This window comes from Chlamydia avium 10DC88, from assembly GCF_000583875.1.
GTDB classification, from domain to species: domain Bacteria; phylum Chlamydiota; class Chlamydiia; order Chlamydiales; family Chlamydiaceae; genus Chlamydia; species Chlamydia avium.
The window spans coordinates 665,540-686,009 of record NZ_CP006571.1; the positions used below are offsets into that span (position 1 = coordinate 665,540).

Consider the following 20,470-nt stretch of genomic DNA (forward strand, 5'->3'; position numbering starts at 1 on the left):
CTTCCTTATTCGCGTTCTGATTCTAAACGTCGCATTACTGGAAAGTACAGCACATCCCGAATAGAAGCAGAATCAGTCAAAATCATGATCAAACGATCGATACCTATTCCGAATCCTCCTACTGGTCCTACTCCCTGACACAAAGCCTCTAAAAATTCCTCATCGATAGGATGATACTCGCTCTCAGGATTTAGAGCTTTTTTCTCCATTTGTTGTTCTAACAACTTACGTTGAAGGAAAGGATCATTTAACTCAGAATAGGCATTGCATAGTTCCTTACCTAAACAAAAACTTTCGAAACGTTCTACATATCCTGTATCGCCTGAACGCAAATACTTACATAAAGGAGTAGTCTCTATAGGGTGATCCGTAATATGATGAGGAGCAATTAATTGATCACAGACAAATTCATCAAACAAGGCTGCTATTAATAAACCTCTCGAAGCTGTTGCATATGAAGATTCGGGTAATGACGTGCGTTCCTTTAATATGGCGCGTAACTCATGATCTCCATGAAGATCTACATCTATATTTCCGTAGGTCTTCAAACTATCTTTCATCGTCATACGAATCCATGGAGCTTTAAAATCTACAGTTTGCGGTCCTTGTTGCAAATGAGAGTAGGTAAGAATAGTACTGCCATTATTTATGGATCGTACTAGATGCTCAATAAGTCTTTCTACAAATACCATGACCCCATGATAATCAATATTCATGGCATAGGCCTCAAGCATTGTGAATTCAGGATTATGTGTTCTATCAATTCCTTCATTTCTAAATACTTTACCTATTTCATATATTCGTGGAGTGCCTCCTACGAGAATCTTCTTTAAAGCAATTTCTAAAGAAATTCGTAAAAATACTTTAGAGTGTAATGCCTTAAGTTCTGTTGTAAATGGTGTAGCTTCGGCTCCACCATAGATGTTTTGCAATATAGGAGTCTCAACCTCAATAAAGTCATGAGCATCCATATACTCACGAATTAATTTAATAATACGGCTTCTTTTTAAAAAAGTTTGGCGTACTTCTTCAGAAGAAATTAAATCTAACCATCGTTTTCTATAACGTATTTCTTTATCACTTAATCCTGAATGCTTATCGGGGAGAGAAAGCAATGCCTTACATAATAGAGTCACTGTTTCTACCAGAATAGTCAATTCACCTGAATGAGTGAAAAACAAATACCCTGAGATACCTAGGATGTCGCCTAAATCTAACTTCTTCTCAATAAACTTCATGGGAGTAATTTCAGCATCTTCGGGAAGACCGAAAACAGAAGAAAAATCCCTATTAAACATTACTTGGATTTTCTGATCATTATCTAGAATTTGAGCGAAAGCGTTCTTCCCCATAGATCGGAAAAGCACCATCCTTCCTGAAATTCTTACTTTAGGAGTTTGTTTATTTATTGCATCCTCGCTATTTCCTAGAGGCTGAGCAGCAAATTTCTCTTTAATTTCTCTAACACTTGTAGCTTCAGGAAATTCATAAGGATAGGGATGAATACCTAGGGCTATGATCTCTTGGAGTTTATTACTTCTATGAAGAAAATCTTCGTTTTTTAGGTATTCTACTTCTGACATGTCTTATATTTATCCTTCTACGCATGATTTTGATTTTAGATGTACTCCGCTCGCTGAAAAACTAGCTTCCCGAAGCAAGTAGTCTCCCAAAGAGAACAATTCTATTTCAATACGAAGTAGGATTTTCTCAAAAATAAAAAAAAGATGAATGTTTAATTACAGGAAATAAACTTTAGAGAGGAAAATTCCTCTCTAAAGTTCTCAAGGAAAGATGTGGCTATTTCTTATTCAATTTCATCTTTATTTTATTAACAAAATTCTCACCACCACCGTACTCAAATCCCATTTGGGCCTGCTCATTACCTTGACTATCAATAAATACTAATGTTGGGAATCCACGGACTTGATACTTATTCTTTAAGAATTGGTTTTCCTGTTTCACACTCTCTGATTGTTGCTTTGACTGAGGAAAATCGATCTCCACCATATACAAATTCTGAGAAGCAAATCGAATAAATTCTGGAGAACGTAAAATTTGATCTTCCATTTTCTTACACCAAATGCACCAATCGGAACCAGTGAAAAATAATGCAATTGTTTTTTTGTCTTTCTCTGATTGCTCTATAGCTTCTTGATAAGTTAACCACTTGAGGCTTGTTGCTTTTACTAGATAGTTTGATGCATGCGTTTGAGAACATCTTCTCTCCCCAAAACATGGGAGAGTAGATAACAAGCAAAATACTATTAGACTGCCTTGTAATATGTGCTTCATAATAATTTTCCCTTAAAATAATTCTCTTCGTTACTGAATGGATAGCACTGGCTATAAACATAAAATTTTCTATTTATGAAATAAAGAACCTAGATGAATAAACTATCTGCATCTATAGTGAATTACAGATATCTTTTCTATTTTCATATCCACAATGGAAAATTCTGACTCACCTGCATACGTAATTTTAAAACAAATTGCTCATCGGTATTTAGATCACTACTATCCTACATTATCTCAACTGATTCCTTTGTGTTTCTCCAAACATTCGCTACCTACTCCCTATACCAATGAGAGTCCCGCTCCCAAACAACCTATAGAAAAAATCTCTAGTGAACCGGATAAAGCCTCAGAAATCATAATAAATAATTCAGAACCACAACTACTTCCTATTCGTGATCAAAGGAAAACTTCTTCTTGGGAATATCATTCTCCTCATTCTGATCTTTCAAAAGTAGAAATCTTGAGATTAAGCTATCGTACATTACACCCTTATGTTCTTTCTTCTCCAATGGAAATTCCCTGTAGGATTTTCGTAGATGAAGAAAAAAATGAAGAGATTTTATTTTTCAATCGACTTGCAAAAATTCTAACTCAGCAAATATTTCCTACAACACTTGTACTCTCTATAAGAAATAAGGATATTTTTCATAATCATGAAGGTTTTTCTTTATCTTTAGCACCACTAACAATGATATATTATAAAATTCCCAATGCGCGTTATCATCAGCCATTCACAAAAAACGAGAGCACTTGGATTCCTATTTATTCTTCGGTATACTATGAAAATGATCCGAAATTAAAACGAGATCTATGGGCTCGACTAAATCAACTTCCTTTCGCCTATACGCAGAAGTTATCGTAAACTCGAATATCAATAAGATATTAGACTACGGTCTTCCCAAAGATTTTGAACACATTACTGTAGGAACTGGTGTTAGTGTCTCCCTACGGGGAATAAAAACATATGGTATTGTTCACAAAATCAAAACAACAAGTTCTTGTAAACAAGTTCTACCTATTTTAAATGTTATTGCTTCAGAAATTGTCATACCTTCTGACCTTTTACAACTAATGTTTTGGATGAGTCAGTACTACTTTACTCCTTTGGGGAGGATTGTGCGTCTAGTTCTTCCTGGAATTACATCACATATTATACAACCTAAACAACACTATCGTGTTGTCCTTAAACAAAATAAAACAAAAATCCAAGAAGCTATCCTTGCTATTAGTAAAGATTCTCCTGCACAAGCTGCCACGTTAAAAACACTGTTGTCTTGTTCATCTCCTCCAGGATTATCGGAACTTATGGAAAAAGCTAAGGTTTCCTCATCGCCTATTCATTCTCTAGAAAAACTGGGTTATTTAAAAATAGTCAACTCCACTGATTTAGAGCTTCAAGAAAATAAATTAACTTTTTTCCCTCCTAACTCCTATCCATTACACAAGCAACAACGTGATGCTTTGGATAAAATTTCTCTTTCCTTATCTTCTGGAAAATTTCAAACGCATCTTCTTTTTGGTGTCACAGGAAGTGGAAAAACAGAAGTCTATTTTCAGGCTGTGCAAGAAGCTAGAAAATTAAATAAAAGTGTTATCCTATTAGTTCCAGAAATTGCTTTAACAACACAAATTGTTACCTTATTTAAAGCACATTTTAGAGAAAAAGTTGGCATTCTTCACTATAAGTTGTCTAATAGTGATAGAAATAAAGTGTGGCGAGACGCTTCTAAAGGAAAACTCAATATCATTATTGGTCCGAGATCTGCTCTATTCTGTCCCGTACAAAACTTAGGATTGATTATCGTCGATGAAGAACACGACTCAGCATACAAACATAGTGAAAGTCATCCGTGTTACCATGCACGCGATGTGGCTGTTATGCGAGGAAAATTGGCGCAAGCTACCGTTATATTGGGTAGTGCTACGCCGAGCTTAGAAAGCTATACGAATGCATTGTCTGGGAAATATATTCTCTCTGAGCTTACCTTTCGAGCTTCTGCAAGCTCTACAGTAAAAGTGTCTCTTATTGACATGAATCTGGAAATGGAAAAACACAAAACAAAAACGTTATTTTCACAAGCAGTTATTCGCAGCATTGAAAAACGACTAGCTATTGGTGAACAATCATTAATTTTTTTTAATCGTCGCGGATACCACACTAATGTTTCCTGTTCATCGTGTAAGCATGTATTGAAATGTCCTCGTTGTGACATGGTATTAACTTTTCATAAATATGCTAATGTTCTTCTCTGCCACTTATGTAATTCTTCTCTAAAAGAACCACAAACTTCTTGTCCCAAATGTCACGGAACATTGACATTGCAATATCGTGGATCAGGAACAGAAAAAATCGAACGGATGCTCCATAGTCTTTTTCCTCAAGCTCGTACACTACGTATTGACTCGGATACTACTAAACTTCGTGGAAGCCATGAGGTACTATTAAAACAATTTGCTACAGGGAAAGCTGATATTCTCATTGGTACGCAAATGATTGCTAAAGGGATGCATTTTCCTGCAGTAACTCTAGCTGTCATTCTTAATGGGGATTCTGGACTATATATTCCTGATTTTCGTGCTTCAGAACAAGTATTTCAATTGATTACTCAAGTCATGGGAAGATCTGGGCGTAGTTATCTCCCTGGAGAAGTTTTTATTCAGTCTTTTCTCACCGAGAACAGTACTATTCGTTGTGCTATGCAACAAGATTATTCAGCCTTTTATTCTCAAGAAATCTCTGGTAGAGAAATATGCGTTTATCCTCCATTTACACGTTTAATTCGATGTATCTTTCTAGGGAAATGTCCTCAGTTAACCAGATCGGAAGCCGAACGTATTCACAGCATACTAAAGGAAAAATTAGACACACAGGCTAAAGTTATGGAAATTACCCCCTGTGGTCATTTTAAAATCAGAGATGTCTTTCGTTATCAATTCTTAATAAAAAGTAAACAAGTACTTCCTGTAAATCAAAAACTCCACGAAACATTAGTGATTACAAAATTATCTCCGAAAGTTAAATTTACTATCGACGTGGATCCCATAACCACATTTTTCTAAACAGCTATTGAGTGTGTTTACAAGAATATCGACTTCGCTCTCAGTATTATATGCATGAAAATTAATGCGAATACAAGGTCGTTTAACAAAATGAATTTTCCCCACATGTACATTAGCAACACGGAGCTCAGAAATCAGAAGTTCCATAATATGATCAGGGAAAAACATAGGGACTCCCCCACCAAGAACATGGATATCACAATGTTTTGTGAAATAAGCTTGTAGCTCCATAAGACGACTACGTGCTAGCACTCCCTCAATAGGAAGATGATCATAGGCTGTTCCTATCGTCAACAATGTATGGGGAGCCATAGTCGTTGTGTAACGCAATAGAGGGACCTTATTCATTAAATCTGCTTTTACCTCTATAGAAGAAAGAATAGCGGCACCTACTGCTCCCATAGCCTTGCCATACGTTACTAAAACAGCATAGAAATTCTCATATCCCCATTGGTGGCATAAACCACGGCCATCCTCTCCGAAAAGTCCTAAAGCATGAGCTTCATCTACAATTAAAAAAGCATTATACCTGCTTGCGAGTATAAGTAGTTCTTCTAGAGGAGCTATCGTTCCCAAACAAGAGTATACTGAACATACAAAAATAAAAATTCTTCCAGAAGATGCGGACCTATGAGCAAGTAATAAAGATTCTAGAGTATGGAGATCATTATTAGGAAACGATTTATGGTTCCCCGAGATTACTCGCAAGCTACTATGAACAGAGATATGAACACCTTCATCCCAAAAGATCATATCCGTGTTTTCTGTAATATGGTAACATAGCCCAAGGTTAGCCATAGAACCACTATTAATCACGAATGCAGCTTCTACATCATGGAAACGAGAAATCTTTTCTTCTAAATCATTTAGAATAGGTGAAGATCCCAAAGTAGCTCGCGATCCACATGCCCCTAATTGTGCGTGAGGGAATTCTTTGCAATACAAGCGATAGCGCTGTTCAACATCATTAATCAATTTGTTAGATCGAGCGAAACCTAAAAAATCATTAGTTATAAAATCTATCGAAGAAGTATTTATCATAAAGATCTCTGTAAACTTTAGTATCGCTAACTTTTCTTCTCACGGAATAACGTACCTGCCAGTGTGTTCAACACGCGATAATCAGGCTTCCCAGCCCCTAACATAGGGATGGATTCTAACTGATGGTGATAGGAGATTTTCATTATGTTACTCGCTTCTAAGTTTTTTAGAATACGATTTACTTCTCCACATGTAGTAGGAAATGTAGTAAATAAGCATAACTTACCGCCACTATCAGGAACCTCACATACAATTAATGAAACTCCTTCTTGGTCTTGGGGAATACCAAAGCCCTGTGATAGCAAACTTTCTACAGCGCCTAAACTTATCATCTCTCCACCAATTTTTACAAAACGACTCAGTCTGCCTTGTAGAAACAACTCTCCCCGCTTATCAACGTATCCTAGATCTCCAGTAACATACCAATCTTCTCCTCCGAGGCAAATAAACCCTTGATGAGGATCTGCCCGCAAATAACCAGAAAATAAAGAAGTACCTCGAATGACAACTAGTCCTGTCTCCCCAGAAGAAACAGGGACATGAGTGTCTTCTGAAATGATTAATACATCCATTCCATCGATAGGAATACCTACACAAGATGCTTTTTCAGGACTATTCTCATCATTAATCGTCACAACTGGCGAACACTCTGTGGTCCCATATCCCTGACGGAGAATAATATGGGGAAAATCTTTTTTTGTTCTCTCTCTTAAAGAATCTTTAAAAGTATCTCCGCCTAAAATAACAAATCTTAACGAACGTAATGAAGCTCGACATTTTTTTGCAGTTTTAATGAGATAATCGAAAAATACTGGTGTGCTTCCTAAAAAGGTAACTTTCATTTTTTCAATACTCCTAACGACCTTTTTAGGTTGTAAAGGATTATAAGAAAAAACAATAGGGACGCCATTCAGCATGGGAAATAAAGAACAGCAGTTAAATCCATATGCATGGAAAGGAGGAAGGAAAGAAAGCATAACATCTGTCTCTTTAGGATCAAAAAAACTCAAACATGCTTTTAAATTAGCCAAAAGATTACTATGAGTTAGAGGTACTCCCTTGGGAAGGTTTTCTGTCCCTGATGTAAATAAAATAACAGCAATATCTTCAGCATTTTGGTTTGCAACACCAAATATACGTGTTAACCACCGAGTAGAAAGAGAAAAATATATACCTATGCGTAACTTATCCCATAGGGAAAGTGTCTTACGTATATTCTCCATATAGATCAACTCAGCAGGATATTTCCCTCCGTGCAGTTGACGCAAACGACTTACTAACTTCTTAGAAGTAAGAATGTAGCGAACTTCTGCCAGCTCTAAACATGACTGCATTTCTTTAATACCATGGCTCCAATTCACCATAACTGGGATTTTCCCTGAGAGAAGAATTGCAAAATAAGCAATAAAAGCTCCTGCAGATGCGGGCATCATTACTCCTATGCAATGATCAGGATAACGAGAAATCTTAACAGCTAGAGCGATAACGGATTTAAGCATATCGTTATATGATAGAACACCTAACTGCTCGTCCCAACAAATAGCATCAGAAGTTAATTCAGAACATAGCGCTAAAAATCTTTCTAAAACCGTATCCCCTTCGCGTGATTTAATACGCTGTTTGTCTGAAAGATTCCATGCATGCATAAGATGGTTCCTCCGAGTCAATTGTAAGGAACTTCTATAGGTAGGTCTACTTGTCCTTCATTAAACCAAGAAGATAAAAAAGCATTGAGGTCGCGTTTGTTAGAAAACTGAGTTAGATATTCGTAACTTATTTGATGTATAGTGACCTTAACTGTACGCTTGGGGAGGAAGAATATCCCACGACGTAACAGAGCTTTCAATGCCATTTTAAACACCTTACCTAATTTGGGTGACATTTGCGTTTTGTATCGAGAGAAAGCACTGCCCCATAAACCAGAAATCCGTACTAGAAATACATTACACTCTTTAGATCTATGCAATATCACATATGCTGAATACTGATTAATGATTTCTTCTTTACCATTCCTTGACAACTTTCCTGAAGGATAAAGTAAAAGGCTTCCACAATTATTGAGAATCTGGCTTGCCTCAGTATAGAAAGCATCCATCTGTTTTAATGTATCTTCACCTGCTTTTCCCAAAACGAAAGAGGGGACAGGAATTGCACGTACTGAGTTTAAAAACCACCGAACTACAGGATCTTTAAATAAATAATCAACAGCCAAAGGGCGGACATGAAAACGATGCCAAAAAAGATACTCCAAAATAACGGGATCAATTTCTGCTACATGGTTGGATAAAAATAAGCATCCTTGATTAGGATGAGGATTTAAGGATTTTTCTCCTTCTACTTGAATTCGATAACGCAATTTTAAAGCCGAACCAATTAGAAAACCATAAATTGCATAAATAGCCCGCCATAACTTGCATATCTTCATTTTCCTATCCCTTTGCAATAAATAGGCTTTCTAGTTAGTTTAACATAATCCTATCTTTTGATAACATGGCTTAGTTTTACCTGTGGGGAAAATAACTATGCCCTCTCATTTATTAGACTATCAAACAGTCGCAGAAGACATAATTGAGAAAACAATTACTGAGTTACTTCGTTACCGAACTCGTTTACCTATAGTTCCTTTTTGGACAAAATCAGATGGTTCATTTGTCACTCCTGCCGATTATGGGGTGCAGTTCTGTTTACAGAAAAAACTCTGTTTAGCCTTCCCCCATATTCCCTTTATAGGTGAGGAAATCCTTGATCCTACTCATGATCAACATAAATGTTCTAAAATCTTAGAATTTATACATGCTCTTGATCCTGAAGTTACTGATCAAGATCTCTTAGAAACACCTTTGACAGAGCAAGATCCTTCTTCTTTATACTGGCTTGTAGATCCTATTGATGGCACGGCAGGATTTATTAAAAACCGATTCTTTGCCATAGCGCTATCTTTGATTCATAATAATCAACCAATTCTTGCTGTAATGGCATGTCCATCTCCCGATTTACATACATTTAAAATTTATTCTGCAGCTAAGAATTATGGAGCCTCCTTATTTGGTTCCGCCATACAAGGGCGGCGTTGTCTAGAGGCCGGGAAAACAATGACAGGAAAATTTTGCGAGGCTTCACTGGCCGCACGAAACCAACAACATCACTCTACAAGATTATTGAGTTTATCTCTTCCAGGTCAACCTCAGGCTTATCGTGTAGATAGCCAATATAAATATGCTATGGTCGCTGAGGGTATAGTAGATTTCTTTATTCGTTATCCCTTTGCGATCTCGCATACACGTGCCTGGGATCATATTCCAGGGGCCTTTTTAGTAGAAGAAGCAGGAGGCGTGGTTACAGATATATTTGGTCATGCTTTGAACTCTAGAAAAGACAATTTTACTTTAGAAAATCACCCTGTTATCTTAGCTTCAGGGAATGCACAAATACATAGCACAACCTTAGAAAAGCTACAGAAACAATATACTCACTTTCATCAAGAAAACTCCCTGATATCTAAGCATATGTATTAAGTTTCGTTTGTACAATAGCATCCGACAGCATTACGGTATCTTGATCTAGATTATTGCTTGTCTCGTAGATATCCCGAAGAATAACAGGAAGACGGTTTACTTTTTGTAGAACTGTTTTAGGACAATAGGTTGTTCCCACAGCACAAGCAACATTTAACAAGCCACCAGCATTTACCAAATAATCGGGAGCATAAAGAATTCCCTGCTCATGTAACACTTTCCCTAAAGAAGAATCTTCTAACTGATTATTTGCCGAACCAACAATTGCCTGACAGCGCAAAGAAGAAACATTATTCCTATGAATTACACCACCAAAAGCACAAGGAGAAAAAATATCACATTCTAGTAGAGGTAAATTTTCTGGGGGGACTATCGTAGCACCATAGAACTGAGTTGCTTCATCTAAAACACTTTGATTTACGTCAGAAACATACAGCTCTGCGCCTTCAAAAAATAAGAGATGAAGTAGTTTTCTCCCTACAGAACCAATACCTTGAATTGCAATTTTCTTACCTTGTAAACAAGGAGTTCCCCATAATTGCTTAGCTGTTTCTTTGATACATAAAAATACACCATGAGCAGTGAAAATTGCTGGATCTCCGCTAATACTTTCTATACCACAGACCCAAGGAGTCTCTTGATGAATAATATGAATATCTTTGGTAGATATTCCAATATCTTCAGCAGCTATATACTTTCCTCCTAGAGAATCTATGGCTTGACCAAAAGCTCTAAGCATATCTTCTGTAGCACGGGACATCCCCTTAGGAAGAATGATGACACTTTTTCCTCCTCCTGTACCGACATCGCTAAGAAGAGATTTATACGTCATACCTTTAGATAAGCGTAAAACATCGTTTAAAGCATCATCAAAAGTAGAATAAGCAAATGCTCGAACTCCTCCTAAAGCGGGACCCACTAATGTTTGGTGAATCGCTATTAATGCGTGCAGCTGTATACTCTCACAAGTAACTTCTATTACACGCTCATAATCTTTTATATTTATGTCTTTAAACACTAATGGGTATTTCATAATTTTTGAATATTACTACAATTATGATGAATAAAGTATTCTATAAAATTAATTAAAAGTCAATTACCTCCCTCCGGCTTACCCTTCTCTTAAAATTCCTCAAATGCTACCCTAAATCCTTAGACATAACTATAAAAAATACAAATCCTAATATGGAGTGAGAGTCATCTATGTTGAATTATCAACCATCAGCAATTGTACATCCTTGGCACGGACCTGTCCTAACTGAAGATAATTATGAATCCTTGTGTTGTTATATAGAAATCACTCCTCAGGATTCTGTGAAATTCGAATTAGATAAAACTTCGGGACTACTCAAAGTAGATCGACCACAAAAATTCTCTAACTTCTGTCCTTGTTTATACGGCTTATTACCGAGAACCTATTGTGGGGACTTGTCTGGGAAATACAGTGGGGAACAAAGTCTCAGAGAAAATATCCAAGGAGATAAAGATCCTCTAGACGTTTGTGTTCTTACTGAGAAGAACATCACCCATGGGAATATTTTACTCCAAGCGAAACCTATTGGAGGATTACGAATTATTGATTCCGGAGAAGCTGACGACAAGATTATTGCTGTTCTTGAAGATGACTTAGTATTTTCAGAAATTGAAGATATCTCGGATTGCCCAGGGACAGTACTAGATATGATCCAGCACTACTTTCTTACTTACAAAGCAACTCCCGAGCATCTAATGAATGCCAAACCTGCAAAAATTGAAATTATTGGTATTTATGGGAAAAAAGAAGCTCAAAAAGTAATTCAATTGGCTCACCAGGACTACTTAAACGTTTTTTCCCAAGAAAAAACTTCTATCTAATTTTTGAGGAGAGAGCTTCTCCTCAAAAATTAATTATTCATAATATAAGTTTTTAAGAAAAAAGATAGTTATTAATAAATTTATCGGCTTCCACGGTAATCTCCCTTAACTCTGGGAAATTTAATAAACGCAAGCCTTCTTGGAAACTTAGCCATTGACTATCACAAATTTCATTAGGGTCTGCATGTACATTCCCTCGCACTTCTGCTAGAAAATATACAACTTCCTTACGAATAAATGTTTCCTCATGATCATTAAAGGAATAGTGTTCTACTAATACCTTGGGGAAGAAATGTACTACACTTAATCCAGTTTCTTCTACTAGTTCTCTTTCTGCCGCTTCTTGGGGCCCTTCTTTTTCTTCCGAATGACCTTTAGGAAATCCCCAATGCTTACCTTGGGTGTGGCAAATAAAACATGCTTTTATCGTACTGCGATCTGGAGTACCGAAAAATTTAATAGGAATTACACCAAAAGAATACTCATACTTTGTCTTAGTCATAATCAGGGTATGTACCTCGAGAATAATATCGTTGAATTATGTCCACCAAAACCAAAAGAATTTGACATAGCAACGTCAATATCCCAATCCTGGGCTTTATTTGCAACCACATCAAAATCATCTATTTCTGCAATAGGATTCTCTAGATTAATTGTGGGGTGCAATTTCCCAGTTTGGATCGCTTGAATTGTGACTACAGCTTCAACCCCTCCGGCTGCTCCCAAGCAATGGCCTATAAGAGATTTTGTAGAATTCATACGCAAATTCTTAATATGGCTTCCAAAAGATTTTTTCACTGCTAATACTTCAGAAATATCGCCTAGAGGCGTTGAGGTCCCATGAGCATTGATATAGTTCACTCGTTCCTTAGCTAACCCCGCCTGTTGTAAAGCTCCAAGAATACATGAAGTAATTCCTTCGCCATCATCTCTAGGTGCTGTGATATGAAAAGCATCGCAAGTAGTATAAGAGCCAAGAATTTCAGCAAATATAGGGGCATCTCGTTTTAAAGCGTTTTCTAAGGTCTCTAAAACTAAAACTCCTGCACCTTCTCCGATAACAAATCCATCACGATCTCTATCCCAAGGACGAGATGCTTCTTGAGGAGCATCATTTCTTTCAGAAAGTGCACGATTCGCAATGAATCCTGCCAAACCTACACGATTCACAGCAGCCTCGGTTCCACCGCAAACAATCATATCTGCACGTCCAGAGACCAAATGATGATATGCAGCGTCTATGCAATAATTCGCTGTTGCACATGCTGTAGATATGGAATAATTTGGTCCCATAAGACCAAAATCCATCGCAATGAGTGCGGGTGCCATATTGGTAATAATATAAGGAATGAAAAATGGAGAGAGTTTTTTATTTGCAAGAATCAGGCGTTCCATACCTTCATCTAAAGTCTGTAATCCACCCATGCCAGAACCAATAATCACACCGCAACGCAGAGGATCTGCTGGAAGATTCTCTTTATCCCACCGGGACATAGCGATAGCTTTTTTGGCTGCAACTACAGCATAAATAATAAAAGGATCGACTCTACGTGCTTGCTTTTTATCTAGATAGGGCTCGGGATTAAACTCTGGAACCCAGGCTGCAAAACGGGTAGCATAATCTTCACACGGGAAGGATGTAATATTACGTACACCACTCTTCCCAGCTAATAAATTGTCGTAAAGAGTGTCTACTTCGTTCCCAAAACAAGAAACAACACCTAAACCGGTAACTACGACACGTTTTTTACTCATAAAGTACTCTACCTCTCAAGAAGCTAGGAGTTTCGATGTAATGATAGAACCGTCTTTCCAGAGCTCTTCCAATCTATACTGTTCTCTAATCGAAGCGACAAAAAGATGGATGACGATATATCCACAATCTATAACTACCCAGTCACCATGATGTAACCCCTCTATGCATAGAGGAGAGACATTATGTGTTTTTAATTCCTGTACAATAGCATCTGCCAATGCCCTGACATGTATTCCAACATTTCCTTCAGCAAAAACAAAATAATCCGTGAACTGGGAAATGGCGCGAACATCCAGAACAACAGGGTTATTTCCCTTTTTTTTATCAATAGCCTTGGCAATTACTTTTAATAAGTTAAAGCAAAATAATTCCATAGGATCTGGTAAGAGAATACTCGATTATCTAGGATAAGGTCGAGCTTTTTTCTTCTATTAAATGATATTCCAATAATACTTTTTAGCCATCTTTCTCAGTCTCCCTCTGGGACGCACTACAGTCTTTTCCTCTCCTAAAAGCAGAAAAGGAAGATCAACAATGCTGTCTGAAAATGTATGGCTCCTTGCTCGGCCTATTTTCTTTAGGTAACTAAGAATCCGTGCTTTATTATCTCCGGTTAAGCATTGATTTTCAACCATTTGCCTTTCAGAAAATCCTTGAAAATAAGAAGCATACCACATATTTGCCCCTAATTTTTGGGCTATGGGTCCTACAATAAAATCAGGAGACGAGGAAAAAATCATTACCTCTCCAAGAGGATCATCCAAAGCTTCATAAAATTTTTCCATTGTTGGGGAGTAAAAATCTTTTTGACATAATTTTTTAGAAAAATCCCAAGCAACAGAAACAAGATCTGCGAAAGGAACTTTAGAAAGCAATGAAGAAACAATACGCGAATAAAAGGCAGATAAATCTAAAAATGTTGAAAAACAAAAAAAGTACAGGCAACAGGAAGGCAACGTTTTGTAAGAAAAAACACCTCGCTGTAGTGCATATCTATAAAACCCTATACTGCTTGTTCCTCTAAGCAACGTACCATCTAAATCAAAAGCATATATACAAGATTGTCTCATGAGGATAGTTGCTGAATTTTCTGCTTCAATTCCAAAATTGCTTCATCAAGCTCCTCTAAGGCACGTTTATCTTGTTCAACTAATTCACTGTACTGCATAGCACAATCAAAATCCAACCCAGAGGATCCCAACAATTTTTTATCTTGCTCTAATTTATATTTCAGTTCCTTACGACGTTCTTGCCTTTGAGCTAATATCTGTCGCATATTAGCAAGTTTTTCATCAGAGCCCGAAGTTGACAATAACTGCTCTTCTAAAAAGGAGATGATATGTTGTAAAACAATGTTTAACTGATTTTCCAAAGGAAATTTTTCTGAAGCAGTTAAAAAATTTGCTTTATTCAACATATTTTTGAGCTCTTTCCATTCTGAATGAGATTCGCTAGTCACATTTCCAGAAAAACATTTCTTCGAAAATGCTTCAATTTTTTCTGTTAACTCTTTAATAGCCTCTTGTTGGATCTGTTTATTTCGAATAGCTTGTTCTTGTAAGCGCTTGTCTTCTATTTCTTGTTTTTCTTTTATCTTATCAAATAGATCCTGCAGCTCAGCTTTCAAAGCAACGACATCTTCATGAGTTAAATCCAAAGATCGCATGCGTTTAGAGACCATATCCAACTCCTTACGCAACTTAGATAAATCTCGACCTTCCTCTAAAAATTGAACTAACTGCGACAATTGTTCACGTATTTCTTTAGAGTTCTCTATAGAAGCAGTCTTCAATCGGCTCTGCTCCTGACGAATTTCTTTCTCTAAACCTTTTAATTGATCCCAACACTTACTTAAGTGCAGACGCGTAGAGGAAAATACCTCAGAAGAAATAGCTAAATACTTAGCAGCTTGTTGAAGGTTTTTTATTTCCTTCCTTAAAAAAAAACAACACGCTTCAGTGGGTTTCTATTATTATTTGAGAAATATTTAGCAATAAAAGACTCAACATCTTTAGCAAATGCTACACTCACTTGTTCAATAAGCTCTTTTCTCTTTGGGAATACCTGATTACCTAAAGAAGATAGGCGCTTAAAAAACTTACTCTTCAAGCGCATGCGCATGCCTACGTTCATCAACTCTTTACGTAAATCAATGATCCTTGTGGAAAAATTGTTTAACCAAACAAGTGCAAAATGTGATTCTCTGTAGAATTCTCTTTGTTTTTCTAAAGTCTGTATCTCTAAAAAATCTGGTAGCTCTTCTTGTTGCGCAGAAGCAGAATTCCCGCTGAAAAAGTTCAGAATATCCTGATCTAAGCAAGATATTGCCAACTCAATCTGTCCAACAACAAAAGATCCTTCTTCATCTTGCAAAGATTTAACATGACGACCTTCTTTAGTTAAATCAATGTATCGATTCCAAAAATCTGCACGCTTGCTCACATTTTCGACCTGTTGAAACAAGGGGAGACAGTGTTTGCGTATACTCCAAAATAGCCTAAGATTCATACGCTCCTCTAGAGCCTTCTCCATTTGTTCCAAACTAAAAGCTATCTGATCTTCTATCGATGAAATCTGAGACAAATTTTGAGTAAATGCAGTAAAGGAACTCTCTACAGAGGGATTCTCATTAGAAACTACTAGAGAACCTTGTTCTTTTTCCGGGGAATGAAAGCTGCCGTCTGAAATATCCATAATAACAACTTAGGGTGTAAGGCTTGACAAAGAAATGAATAGAAAATAAAGTTTGCTTTCCTGGTACATTATCGTCAATCGTTTTTATGTGTGCTTTCCCTAGAATCTCTTTTAATGAAGGACTGGAGCTATTTAGAAAAAGTCCCTTAAAAGACCTCCAAGAGATCGCGAACTCTATACGCAAACAACGCTATCCTGATGATAGAGTAACTTATGTTTTAGATGCCAATCCTAATTATACAAATATTTGTAAAATTGATTGTTCATTTTGTGCCTTCTATCGTAAGCCTCACTCCCCTGATGCCTATCTTCTTTCTTTTCAAGAATTTTCTTCTTTGTTGCATCGCTATGTAGGGTTAGGTGTGAAAACAGTTCTCCTCCAAGGAGGAGTTCATCCAAAGATTGGTATTGATTACCTTGAGGAACTTGTAAAAATTACCGTTCGGGATTTCCCTCAAATCCATCCTCATTTTTTCTCAGCTGTAGAGATTTCTCACGCTGCTCGTGTATCAGGAATTAGCGACGAAGAGGCTTTAATTCGACTTTGGGATGCGGGGCAAAGGACAATTCCTGGGGGTGGTGCTGAGATTCTTTCTGAAAAAGTCCGCAAAGTTATATCTCCTAAAAAAATGGGACCTAATGGATGGATACAATTCCATAAGTTAGCTCATCATTTAGGGTTCCGCACTACAGCAACAATGATGTTCGGTCATATAGAGACTGCTGAAGACATCTTAATACATCTGGATACTTTAAGACAGGCTCAAGATGAGAACCCAGGATTTTATAGCTTCATCCCCTGGAGTTATAAGCCAGGGAATACAGCTTTAGGGCGTAAAATCTCGCACTTTGCTCCACCTGAAATGTATTATCGTATTCTTGCGTTATCACGTATTTTCTTAGATAATTTTGATCATATAGCTGCCTCTTGGTTTGGTGAAGGCAAAGAAAATGGAGTTCGTGGTCTACACTATGGGGCAGATGATTTTGGTGGAACGATTATTGATGAAAGTGTGCACAAATGCACAGGATGGACAATTCAAAGCTCAGAAAAAGAGATACGAGAGCTTATCACTTCAGAAGGATTTATCCCCATGGAAAGAAACACATTTTATACTACTCTTTCTCATCCATGTAAAAAGTAATCTTCAGCAATTTTCTGAGCAATTTCTTCAGCAGACATTCCTAGGGTAGGAAGTTCACGAAATATAGGATAACGTTTAAACCACGTTCTTTGTTTTTTAGTATATTGCCAAGTATTCGTTATAAACTTTTGTTTTGTAACCTCATAATTTTCTTGCAAAGATCCACGATCGAAAAACTCTATCCATTCTCTATAACCTATAGCGCGAGATGCTGAAGTATTTTCTCGTATTCCCTGTTGTAATAATTGCTGTACTTCACCAAGTAAATCTTCTTCAAGCATTCTATGACATCGATAATGGATATTGGCATGCAATATATCTTGGGGAGGGGAAAGAAACCATCCACGAAAATAATATTCTCTGGATTCTGGCAATTTAGAATTCCAATGATGATCTGATACCTTTTTCCCTGTAAGATGGATAATTTCCAATGCACGAATAACTTTATTCCTATCATTTTTCGTAATTGTGCATGCATATTTTGGATCTTTATTACAAAGACTTTCGTATAAGCATTCTATACCATGATCTTGGGCATACTGAGATAATTGCTCTCTCAATACCCTATCTGCAGGAGGACCTTGAGGAACTCCAGAGAGAAACGTATGAAAATAAAATCCTGATCCCCCTACAAGAATAGGGACTTTATTTCTTGCTAAGATGCTTTGGCAAGCGTGTATAGCTTGATAGTAAAAATCAACAACATTAAATGGTTCTTGGATATGACAAATATCAATTAAATGATGAGGGATTCTCTCTCTATCTTTTAAAGATACTTTTGCTGTGCCAATGTCCATTCCTCGATACACTTGCATGGAATCAACAGATATAATTTCTCCATCAATCATGGGAGCTAGGCATAGAGAAACTGTGGTTTTCCCTGATCCTGTAGGCCCTGCAAGTAAAATTACTGTCCGTTTAAATAACTTTATGAATGACTTTTGAGGATCTAAACAAACATCACATCCTACGGCAACATCGTCTGCTTGAAATTCAGGAATACGCATATACTACACGTTAAAATCTAGAGAAACATTCTTGTTCCGAATGACATACAGGCAATACCTGATTGACTCCTGCGATCTTAAGAACTTCTGCAACATTATCTTGAGCACAGCATAAGCATACAAGGCCCTGATAAGATTGTGCCAATTTTGCTATGGAGAATATCAGACGGATACCTGCGCTGCTCATATAAAAGACATTTTGTAAGTTTAATACAATTTTATTCTTACCTTCTTGAAGTTTACTTTCTAGAAATGCTTCTGTATGTGGTACAGAAACAGCATCCAAATCCCCATTTAATGTAACAACAAGAATACCTCCATACTGTTTAACTAACCAATCCATAAAAACATCTCCAAATAGTACCTGAAAATATTAGCGATATTATTTACGATAAAAATAAAAGACAACGTACACCCATGGCAAGGAGTTATATAAAAATCTTATTTTCCCCAGGACCGAAATATTCTTTTTCTTACTCTGTATTATGTATATTTCTTAGTATTCTCATTTTTATTCCTCCTCTCCATTGGTTTTTATTTCCTGAAGCCTATACATTCTTTTCAAAAAAAACCTTCCTATTAAAAATATCTTTTTAGTTTCTTCTTCTCCCTGTAAACTTCCTGTGATTCTTTTCTCGGAAATCCTGGGGTTATCGGCAGATCATCCGACATTTTTACATCAATTTTCTGTTAAGCATGCGGAAACTACTTTAAATAATATTGGTATCTTTACTTCGCTTTCTGTACAAAAGGTTCCTGATAATAAGGGAATTCTTATTTTCTATGATCTACACACTCCCTTGGGTTACTTGGGGAACAAAACAAACACATTAATTAATTCCTCGGGGCATCGGTTTCCATCACAACCTTTTTTTAAATCTTTAAATCTTCCTAAAATATTTTTTTCTCAACAAGATATAGAAGAACCTTCATTACCTTCATGGAAGATTGCTATTGCAGAACTCCTGATTAAAGAACTTCATTTGGATCCTCCTGAGATCATTGACATGTCCTGTACAGACATCTACCCCATGGAAATAGTAGTAACCTTACGTTCAGGTCACCTACTTAGGTTTCACTACCATGCTCTCCAATTAGGATTAGAAAATTATCACCGTATGCAAGTTAGTATGGGAATAGAAGAAAAATCTCGCTATATTTATGATTTGAGATTCCCTCACTGTGTGTTGTTTAGTAAGTTATGACTCCTGTACTTATTTTAACCCAAGTGCCTTCTGAACAAGAAGCTGAACATATAGCAACTACTTTAATTACACAAAAACTTGCTGCTTGTGTACATATTTTTCCTCAAGGGAAGTCTATCTATACGTGGGATGGAGTTCTGCAATCTTCTTTAGAACATCATTTGCAAATCAAAACATTGTGTTCACAATTTATTCCAGTGTCGCAAGTTATTCATTCATTATGTTCTTATGAAGTTCCTGAAATTCTTTTAATAGAAATTACCTCTTGTGATAAGGAATACTTGCACTGGTTATCCTCAGCAAGCTCTCCTAAAACGACTTAGCACTACATACTAGTCTTGCTATTATTTTCTAATTTAGTACAATTTCTCTAGAATTTTAAAGACGAATCAACATTATTTCTTATCTTATTAGTTTGGATCTTATGGAAGAATTTGTAGCATATATCGTGAAAAATTTAGTTGCTAATCCTGAAGCTGTAGAAATTCGCTCTATACAGGATGAAACTGGCGAGTCCATTAAATTAGAAGTCCGTGTTTCTCCTGATGATATTGGGAAAATCATAGGTAGAAGAGGAAGCACCATACATGCTTTAAGGACAATTCTTAGACGTGTATGCTCTAGATTAAAAAAGAAAGTACAAATTGACTTAGTTCAGCCCGAGGGGACTAAACTACCTTCTGACGAAACTGAAGAAGATTGCTGTGATTTTAACGATTTAGATATGGAGAGTCAATGTTGTCATGAAAGCGGCAGCTGCTGCTCATCTCATCAAGAAGAGGAACCTCAAGACATGTCTTCTGTTCACCATGAGTGTTCGTATCATGGCCATGGGTGAGTAGGCTTTAATATCAAAATTCCTATGAGTATAGCTAAAACTTCCTTCGAGGAGGAG

19 protein-coding genes and 2 pseudogenes are annotated in these 20,470 nt (G+C 36.8%); 8 read left to right on the top strand and 13 right to left on the bottom strand.

Features of this window, described 5'->3' with window-relative positions:
* Window positions 1–5: 5 nt before the first annotated feature.
* Both lysS and dsbH read right to left on the bottom strand, forming a co-directional pair.
* The gene (lysS, locus tag RT28_RS02940) at window positions 6–1,583 is read right to left on the bottom strand and encodes a lysine--tRNA ligase (RefSeq protein ID WP_020356524.1); all 1,578 of its coding nucleotides are present in this window, start codon (window positions 1,581–1,583) and stop codon (window positions 6–8) included.
* Between the two features lie 217 nt (window positions 1,584–1,800).
* Window positions 1,801–2,295 carry a disulfide reductase DsbH gene (gene dsbH, locus RT28_RS02945; protein ID WP_038500804.1) on the bottom strand — a complete coding sequence of 165 codons (495 nt, stop codon included), beginning with the start codon at window positions 2,293–2,295 and terminating at the stop codon, window positions 1,801–1,803.
* Between the two features lie 154 nt (window positions 2,296–2,449).
* Here dsbH and RT28_RS02950 point away from each other — a divergent pair, with 154 nt between their 5' ends.
* Together RT28_RS02950 and priA are read left to right on the top strand one after the other, a co-directional pair.
* The gene (locus RT28_RS02950; RefSeq protein WP_038500807.1) at window positions 2,450–3,160 is read left to right on the top strand and encodes a hypothetical protein; all 711 of its coding nucleotides are present in this window, start codon (window positions 2,450–2,452) and stop codon (window positions 3,158–3,160) included.
* Window positions 3,109–5,358 (top strand): primosomal protein N', encoded by a 2,250-nt coding sequence (gene priA, locus RT28_RS02955; protein WP_038500810.1) that lies wholly within the window; start codon window positions 3,109–3,111, stop codon window positions 5,356–5,358. The genes RT28_RS02950 and priA overlap by 52 nt, the downstream gene beginning before the upstream one ends.
* Here priA and RT28_RS02960 read toward each other — a convergent pair.
* Genes RT28_RS02960 through RT28_RS02970 form a run of 3 tightly spaced genes read right to left on the bottom strand, consistent with a single transcriptional unit; the run spans window position 5,302 to window position 8,824 of the window.
* Window positions 5,302–6,399, bottom strand: coding sequence for an aminotransferase class I/II-fold pyridoxal phosphate-dependent enzyme (locus RT28_RS02960; RefSeq protein WP_038500813.1), 1,098 nt, complete (start codon window positions 6,397–6,399; stop codon window positions 5,302–5,304). The genes priA and RT28_RS02960 overlap by 57 nt on opposite strands.
* Window positions 6,400–6,425: 26 nt before the next feature.
* Window positions 6,426–8,045, bottom strand: coding sequence for an AMP-binding protein (locus tag RT28_RS02965; RefSeq protein ID WP_020356530.1), 1,620 nt, complete (start codon window positions 8,043–8,045; stop codon window positions 6,426–6,428).
* 17 nt (window positions 8,046–8,062) lie between these two features.
* A complete protein-coding gene (locus RT28_RS02970) occupies window positions 8,063–8,824 on the bottom strand; it encodes a lysophospholipid acyltransferase family protein (protein ID WP_020359131.1) in 762 nt (253 codons plus the stop codon).
* Between the two features lie 97 nt (window positions 8,825–8,921).
* Between RT28_RS02970 and RT28_RS02975 the strand changes: the two genes are divergently transcribed.
* Entirely contained in the window at window positions 8,922–9,914 is a 993-nt protein-coding gene (locus tag RT28_RS02975) for an inositol monophosphatase family protein (protein WP_020356532.1), read from the top strand.
* On the opposite strand, the gene RT28_RS02980 is transcribed toward RT28_RS02975, so the two are convergent.
* The gene (locus tag RT28_RS02980; protein WP_038500816.1) at window positions 9,898–10,947 is read right to left on the bottom strand and encodes a Leu/Phe/Val dehydrogenase; all 1,050 of its coding nucleotides are present in this window, start codon (window positions 10,945–10,947) and stop codon (window positions 9,898–9,900) included. The two genes, RT28_RS02975 and RT28_RS02980, sit on opposite strands and share 17 nt — an antisense overlap.
* Window positions 10,948–11,117: 170 nt before the next feature.
* On the opposite strand from RT28_RS02980, the gene RT28_RS02985 reads away from it, so the two are divergent.
* Window positions 11,118–11,768: an inorganic pyrophosphatase gene (locus RT28_RS02985; protein ID WP_420834630.1), complete on the top strand. Its 651-nt coding sequence runs from the start codon at window positions 11,118–11,120 to the stop codon at window positions 11,766–11,768.
* Between the two features lie 52 nt (window positions 11,769–11,820).
* Here the strand turns inward: RT28_RS02985 and RT28_RS02990 are convergent, their stop codons facing one another.
* The 5 genes and pseudogenes from RT28_RS02990 to RT28_RS05000 all read right to left on the bottom strand — a co-directional run bounded on the left by RT28_RS02990 (window position 11,821) and on the right by RT28_RS05000 (window position 16,218).
* Window positions 11,821–12,270: a bis(5'-nucleosyl)-tetraphosphatase gene (locus tag RT28_RS02990; protein ID WP_020356535.1), complete on the bottom strand. Its 450-nt coding sequence runs from the start codon at window positions 12,268–12,270 to the stop codon at window positions 11,821–11,823.
* 2 nt (window positions 12,271–12,272) lie between these two features.
* Window positions 12,273–13,523, bottom strand: coding sequence for a beta-ketoacyl-ACP synthase II (gene fabF / locus RT28_RS02995; protein ID WP_020356536.1), 1,251 nt, complete (start codon window positions 13,521–13,523; stop codon window positions 12,273–12,275).
* 15 nt (window positions 13,524–13,538) lie between these two features.
* A complete protein-coding gene (gene rsfS, locus RT28_RS03000) occupies window positions 13,539–13,898 on the bottom strand; it encodes a ribosome silencing factor (protein ID WP_020356537.1) in 360 nt (119 codons plus the stop codon).
* A gap of 57 nt (window positions 13,899–13,955) precedes the next feature.
* Entirely contained in the window at window positions 13,956–14,594 is a 639-nt protein-coding gene (locus RT28_RS03005; RefSeq protein ID WP_020356538.1) for a haloacid dehalogenase-like hydrolase, read from the bottom strand.
* Window positions 14,591–16,218 (bottom strand): annotated as a pseudogene (locus RT28_RS05000) (hypothetical protein). Before RT28_RS05000 ends, RT28_RS03005 begins: the two are co-directional and overlap by 4 nt.
* 86 nt (window positions 16,219–16,304) lie before the next feature.
* On the opposite strand from RT28_RS05000, the gene mqnC reads away from it, so the two are divergent.
* Window positions 16,305–17,363, top strand: a complete 1,059-nt coding sequence (mqnC, locus tag RT28_RS03020; RefSeq protein WP_038500823.1) for a cyclic dehypoxanthinyl futalosine synthase — start codon at window positions 16,305–16,307, stop codon at window positions 17,361–17,363.
* Here mqnC and miaA read toward each other — a convergent pair.
* Window positions 17,345–18,370 carry a tRNA (adenosine(37)-N6)-dimethylallyltransferase MiaA gene (gene miaA / locus RT28_RS03025; protein ID WP_020356542.1) on the bottom strand — a complete coding sequence of 342 codons (1,026 nt, stop codon included), beginning with the start codon at window positions 18,368–18,370 and terminating at the stop codon, window positions 17,345–17,347. The genes mqnC and miaA overlap by 19 nt on opposite strands.
* A gap of 10 nt (window positions 18,371–18,380) precedes the next feature.
* Entirely contained in the window at window positions 18,381–18,713 is a 333-nt protein-coding gene (locus RT28_RS03030) for an STAS domain-containing protein (RefSeq protein WP_020356543.1), read from the bottom strand.
* A gap of 74 nt (window positions 18,714–18,787) precedes the next feature.
* Here RT28_RS03030 and RT28_RS03035 point away from each other — a divergent pair.
* The 3 genes and pseudogenes from RT28_RS03035 (at window position 18,788) to RT28_RS03045 (ending at window position 20,413) form a co-directional block, all read left to right on the top strand.
* Window positions 18,788–19,575 (top strand): annotated as a pseudogene (locus RT28_RS03035) (cell division protein FtsQ/DivIB).
* Window positions 19,572–19,898: a divalent-cation tolerance protein CutA gene (gene cutA, locus RT28_RS03040; protein ID WP_020359132.1), complete on the top strand. Its 327-nt coding sequence runs from the start codon at window positions 19,572–19,574 to the stop codon at window positions 19,896–19,898. Before RT28_RS03035 ends, cutA begins: the two are co-directional and overlap by 4 nt.
* Before the next feature lie 101 nt (window positions 19,899–19,999).
* A complete protein-coding gene (locus RT28_RS03045; RefSeq protein ID WP_038501309.1) occupies window positions 20,000–20,413 on the top strand; it encodes a KH domain-containing protein in 414 nt (137 codons plus the stop codon).
* The last annotated feature ends 57 nt before the right edge of the window (window positions 20,414–20,470 follow it).

Coding starts and splice junctions, on each gene's coding strand:
- lysS (WP_020356524.1), bottom strand. CDS start 1,583: ATGTCAGAAGTAGAATACCTAAAAAACGAAGATTTTCTTCATAGAAGT.
- dsbH (WP_038500804.1), bottom strand. CDS start 2,295: ATGAAGCACATATTACAAGGCAGTCTAATAGTATTTTGCTTGTTATCT.
- RT28_RS02950 (WP_038500807.1), top strand. CDS start 2,450: ATGGAAAATTCTGACTCACCTGCATACGTAATTTTAAAACAAATTGCT.
- priA (WP_038500810.1), top strand. CDS start 3,109: ATGGGCTCGACTAAATCAACTTCCTTTCGCCTATACGCAGAAGTTATC.
- RT28_RS02960 (WP_038500813.1), bottom strand. CDS start 6,399: ATGATAAATACTTCTTCGATAGATTTTATAACTAATGATTTTTTAGGT.
- RT28_RS02965 (WP_020356530.1), bottom strand. CDS start 8,045: ATGCATGCATGGAATCTTTCAGACAAACAGCGTATTAAATCACGCGAA.
- RT28_RS02970 (WP_020359131.1), bottom strand. CDS start 8,824: ATGAAGATATGCAAGTTATGGCGGGCTATTTATGCAATTTATGGTTTT.
- RT28_RS02975 (WP_020356532.1), top strand. CDS start 8,922: ATGCCCTCTCATTTATTAGACTATCAAACAGTCGCAGAAGACATAATT.
- RT28_RS02980 (WP_038500816.1), bottom strand. CDS start 10,947: ATGAAATACCCATTAGTGTTTAAAGACATAAATATAAAAGATTATGAG.
- RT28_RS02985 (WP_420834630.1), top strand. CDS start 11,118: ATGTTGAATTATCAACCATCAGCAATTGTACATCCTTGGCACGGACCT.
- RT28_RS02990 (WP_020356535.1), bottom strand. CDS start 12,270: ATGACTAAGACAAAGTATGAGTATTCTTTTGGTGTAATTCCTATTAAA.
- fabF (WP_020356536.1), bottom strand. CDS start 13,523: ATGAGTAAAAAACGTGTCGTAGTTACCGGTTTAGGTGTTGTTTCTTGT.
- rsfS (WP_020356537.1), bottom strand. CDS start 13,898: ATGGAATTATTTTGCTTTAACTTATTAAAAGTAATTGCCAAGGCTATT.
- RT28_RS03005 (WP_020356538.1), bottom strand. CDS start 14,594: ATGAGACAATCTTGTATATATGCTTTTGATTTAGATGGTACGTTGCTT.
- mqnC (WP_038500823.1), top strand. CDS start 16,305: ATGTGTGCTTTCCCTAGAATCTCTTTTAATGAAGGACTGGAGCTATTT.
- miaA (WP_020356542.1), bottom strand. CDS start 18,370: ATGCGTATTCCTGAATTTCAAGCAGACGATGTTGCCGTAGGATGTGAT.
- RT28_RS03030 (WP_020356543.1), bottom strand. CDS start 18,713: ATGGATTGGTTAGTTAAACAGTATGGAGGTATTCTTGTTGTTACATTA.
- cutA (WP_020359132.1), top strand. CDS start 19,572: ATGACTCCTGTACTTATTTTAACCCAAGTGCCTTCTGAACAAGAAGCT.
- RT28_RS03045 (WP_038501309.1), top strand. CDS start 20,000: ATGGAAGAATTTGTAGCATATATCGTGAAAAATTTAGTTGCTAATCCT.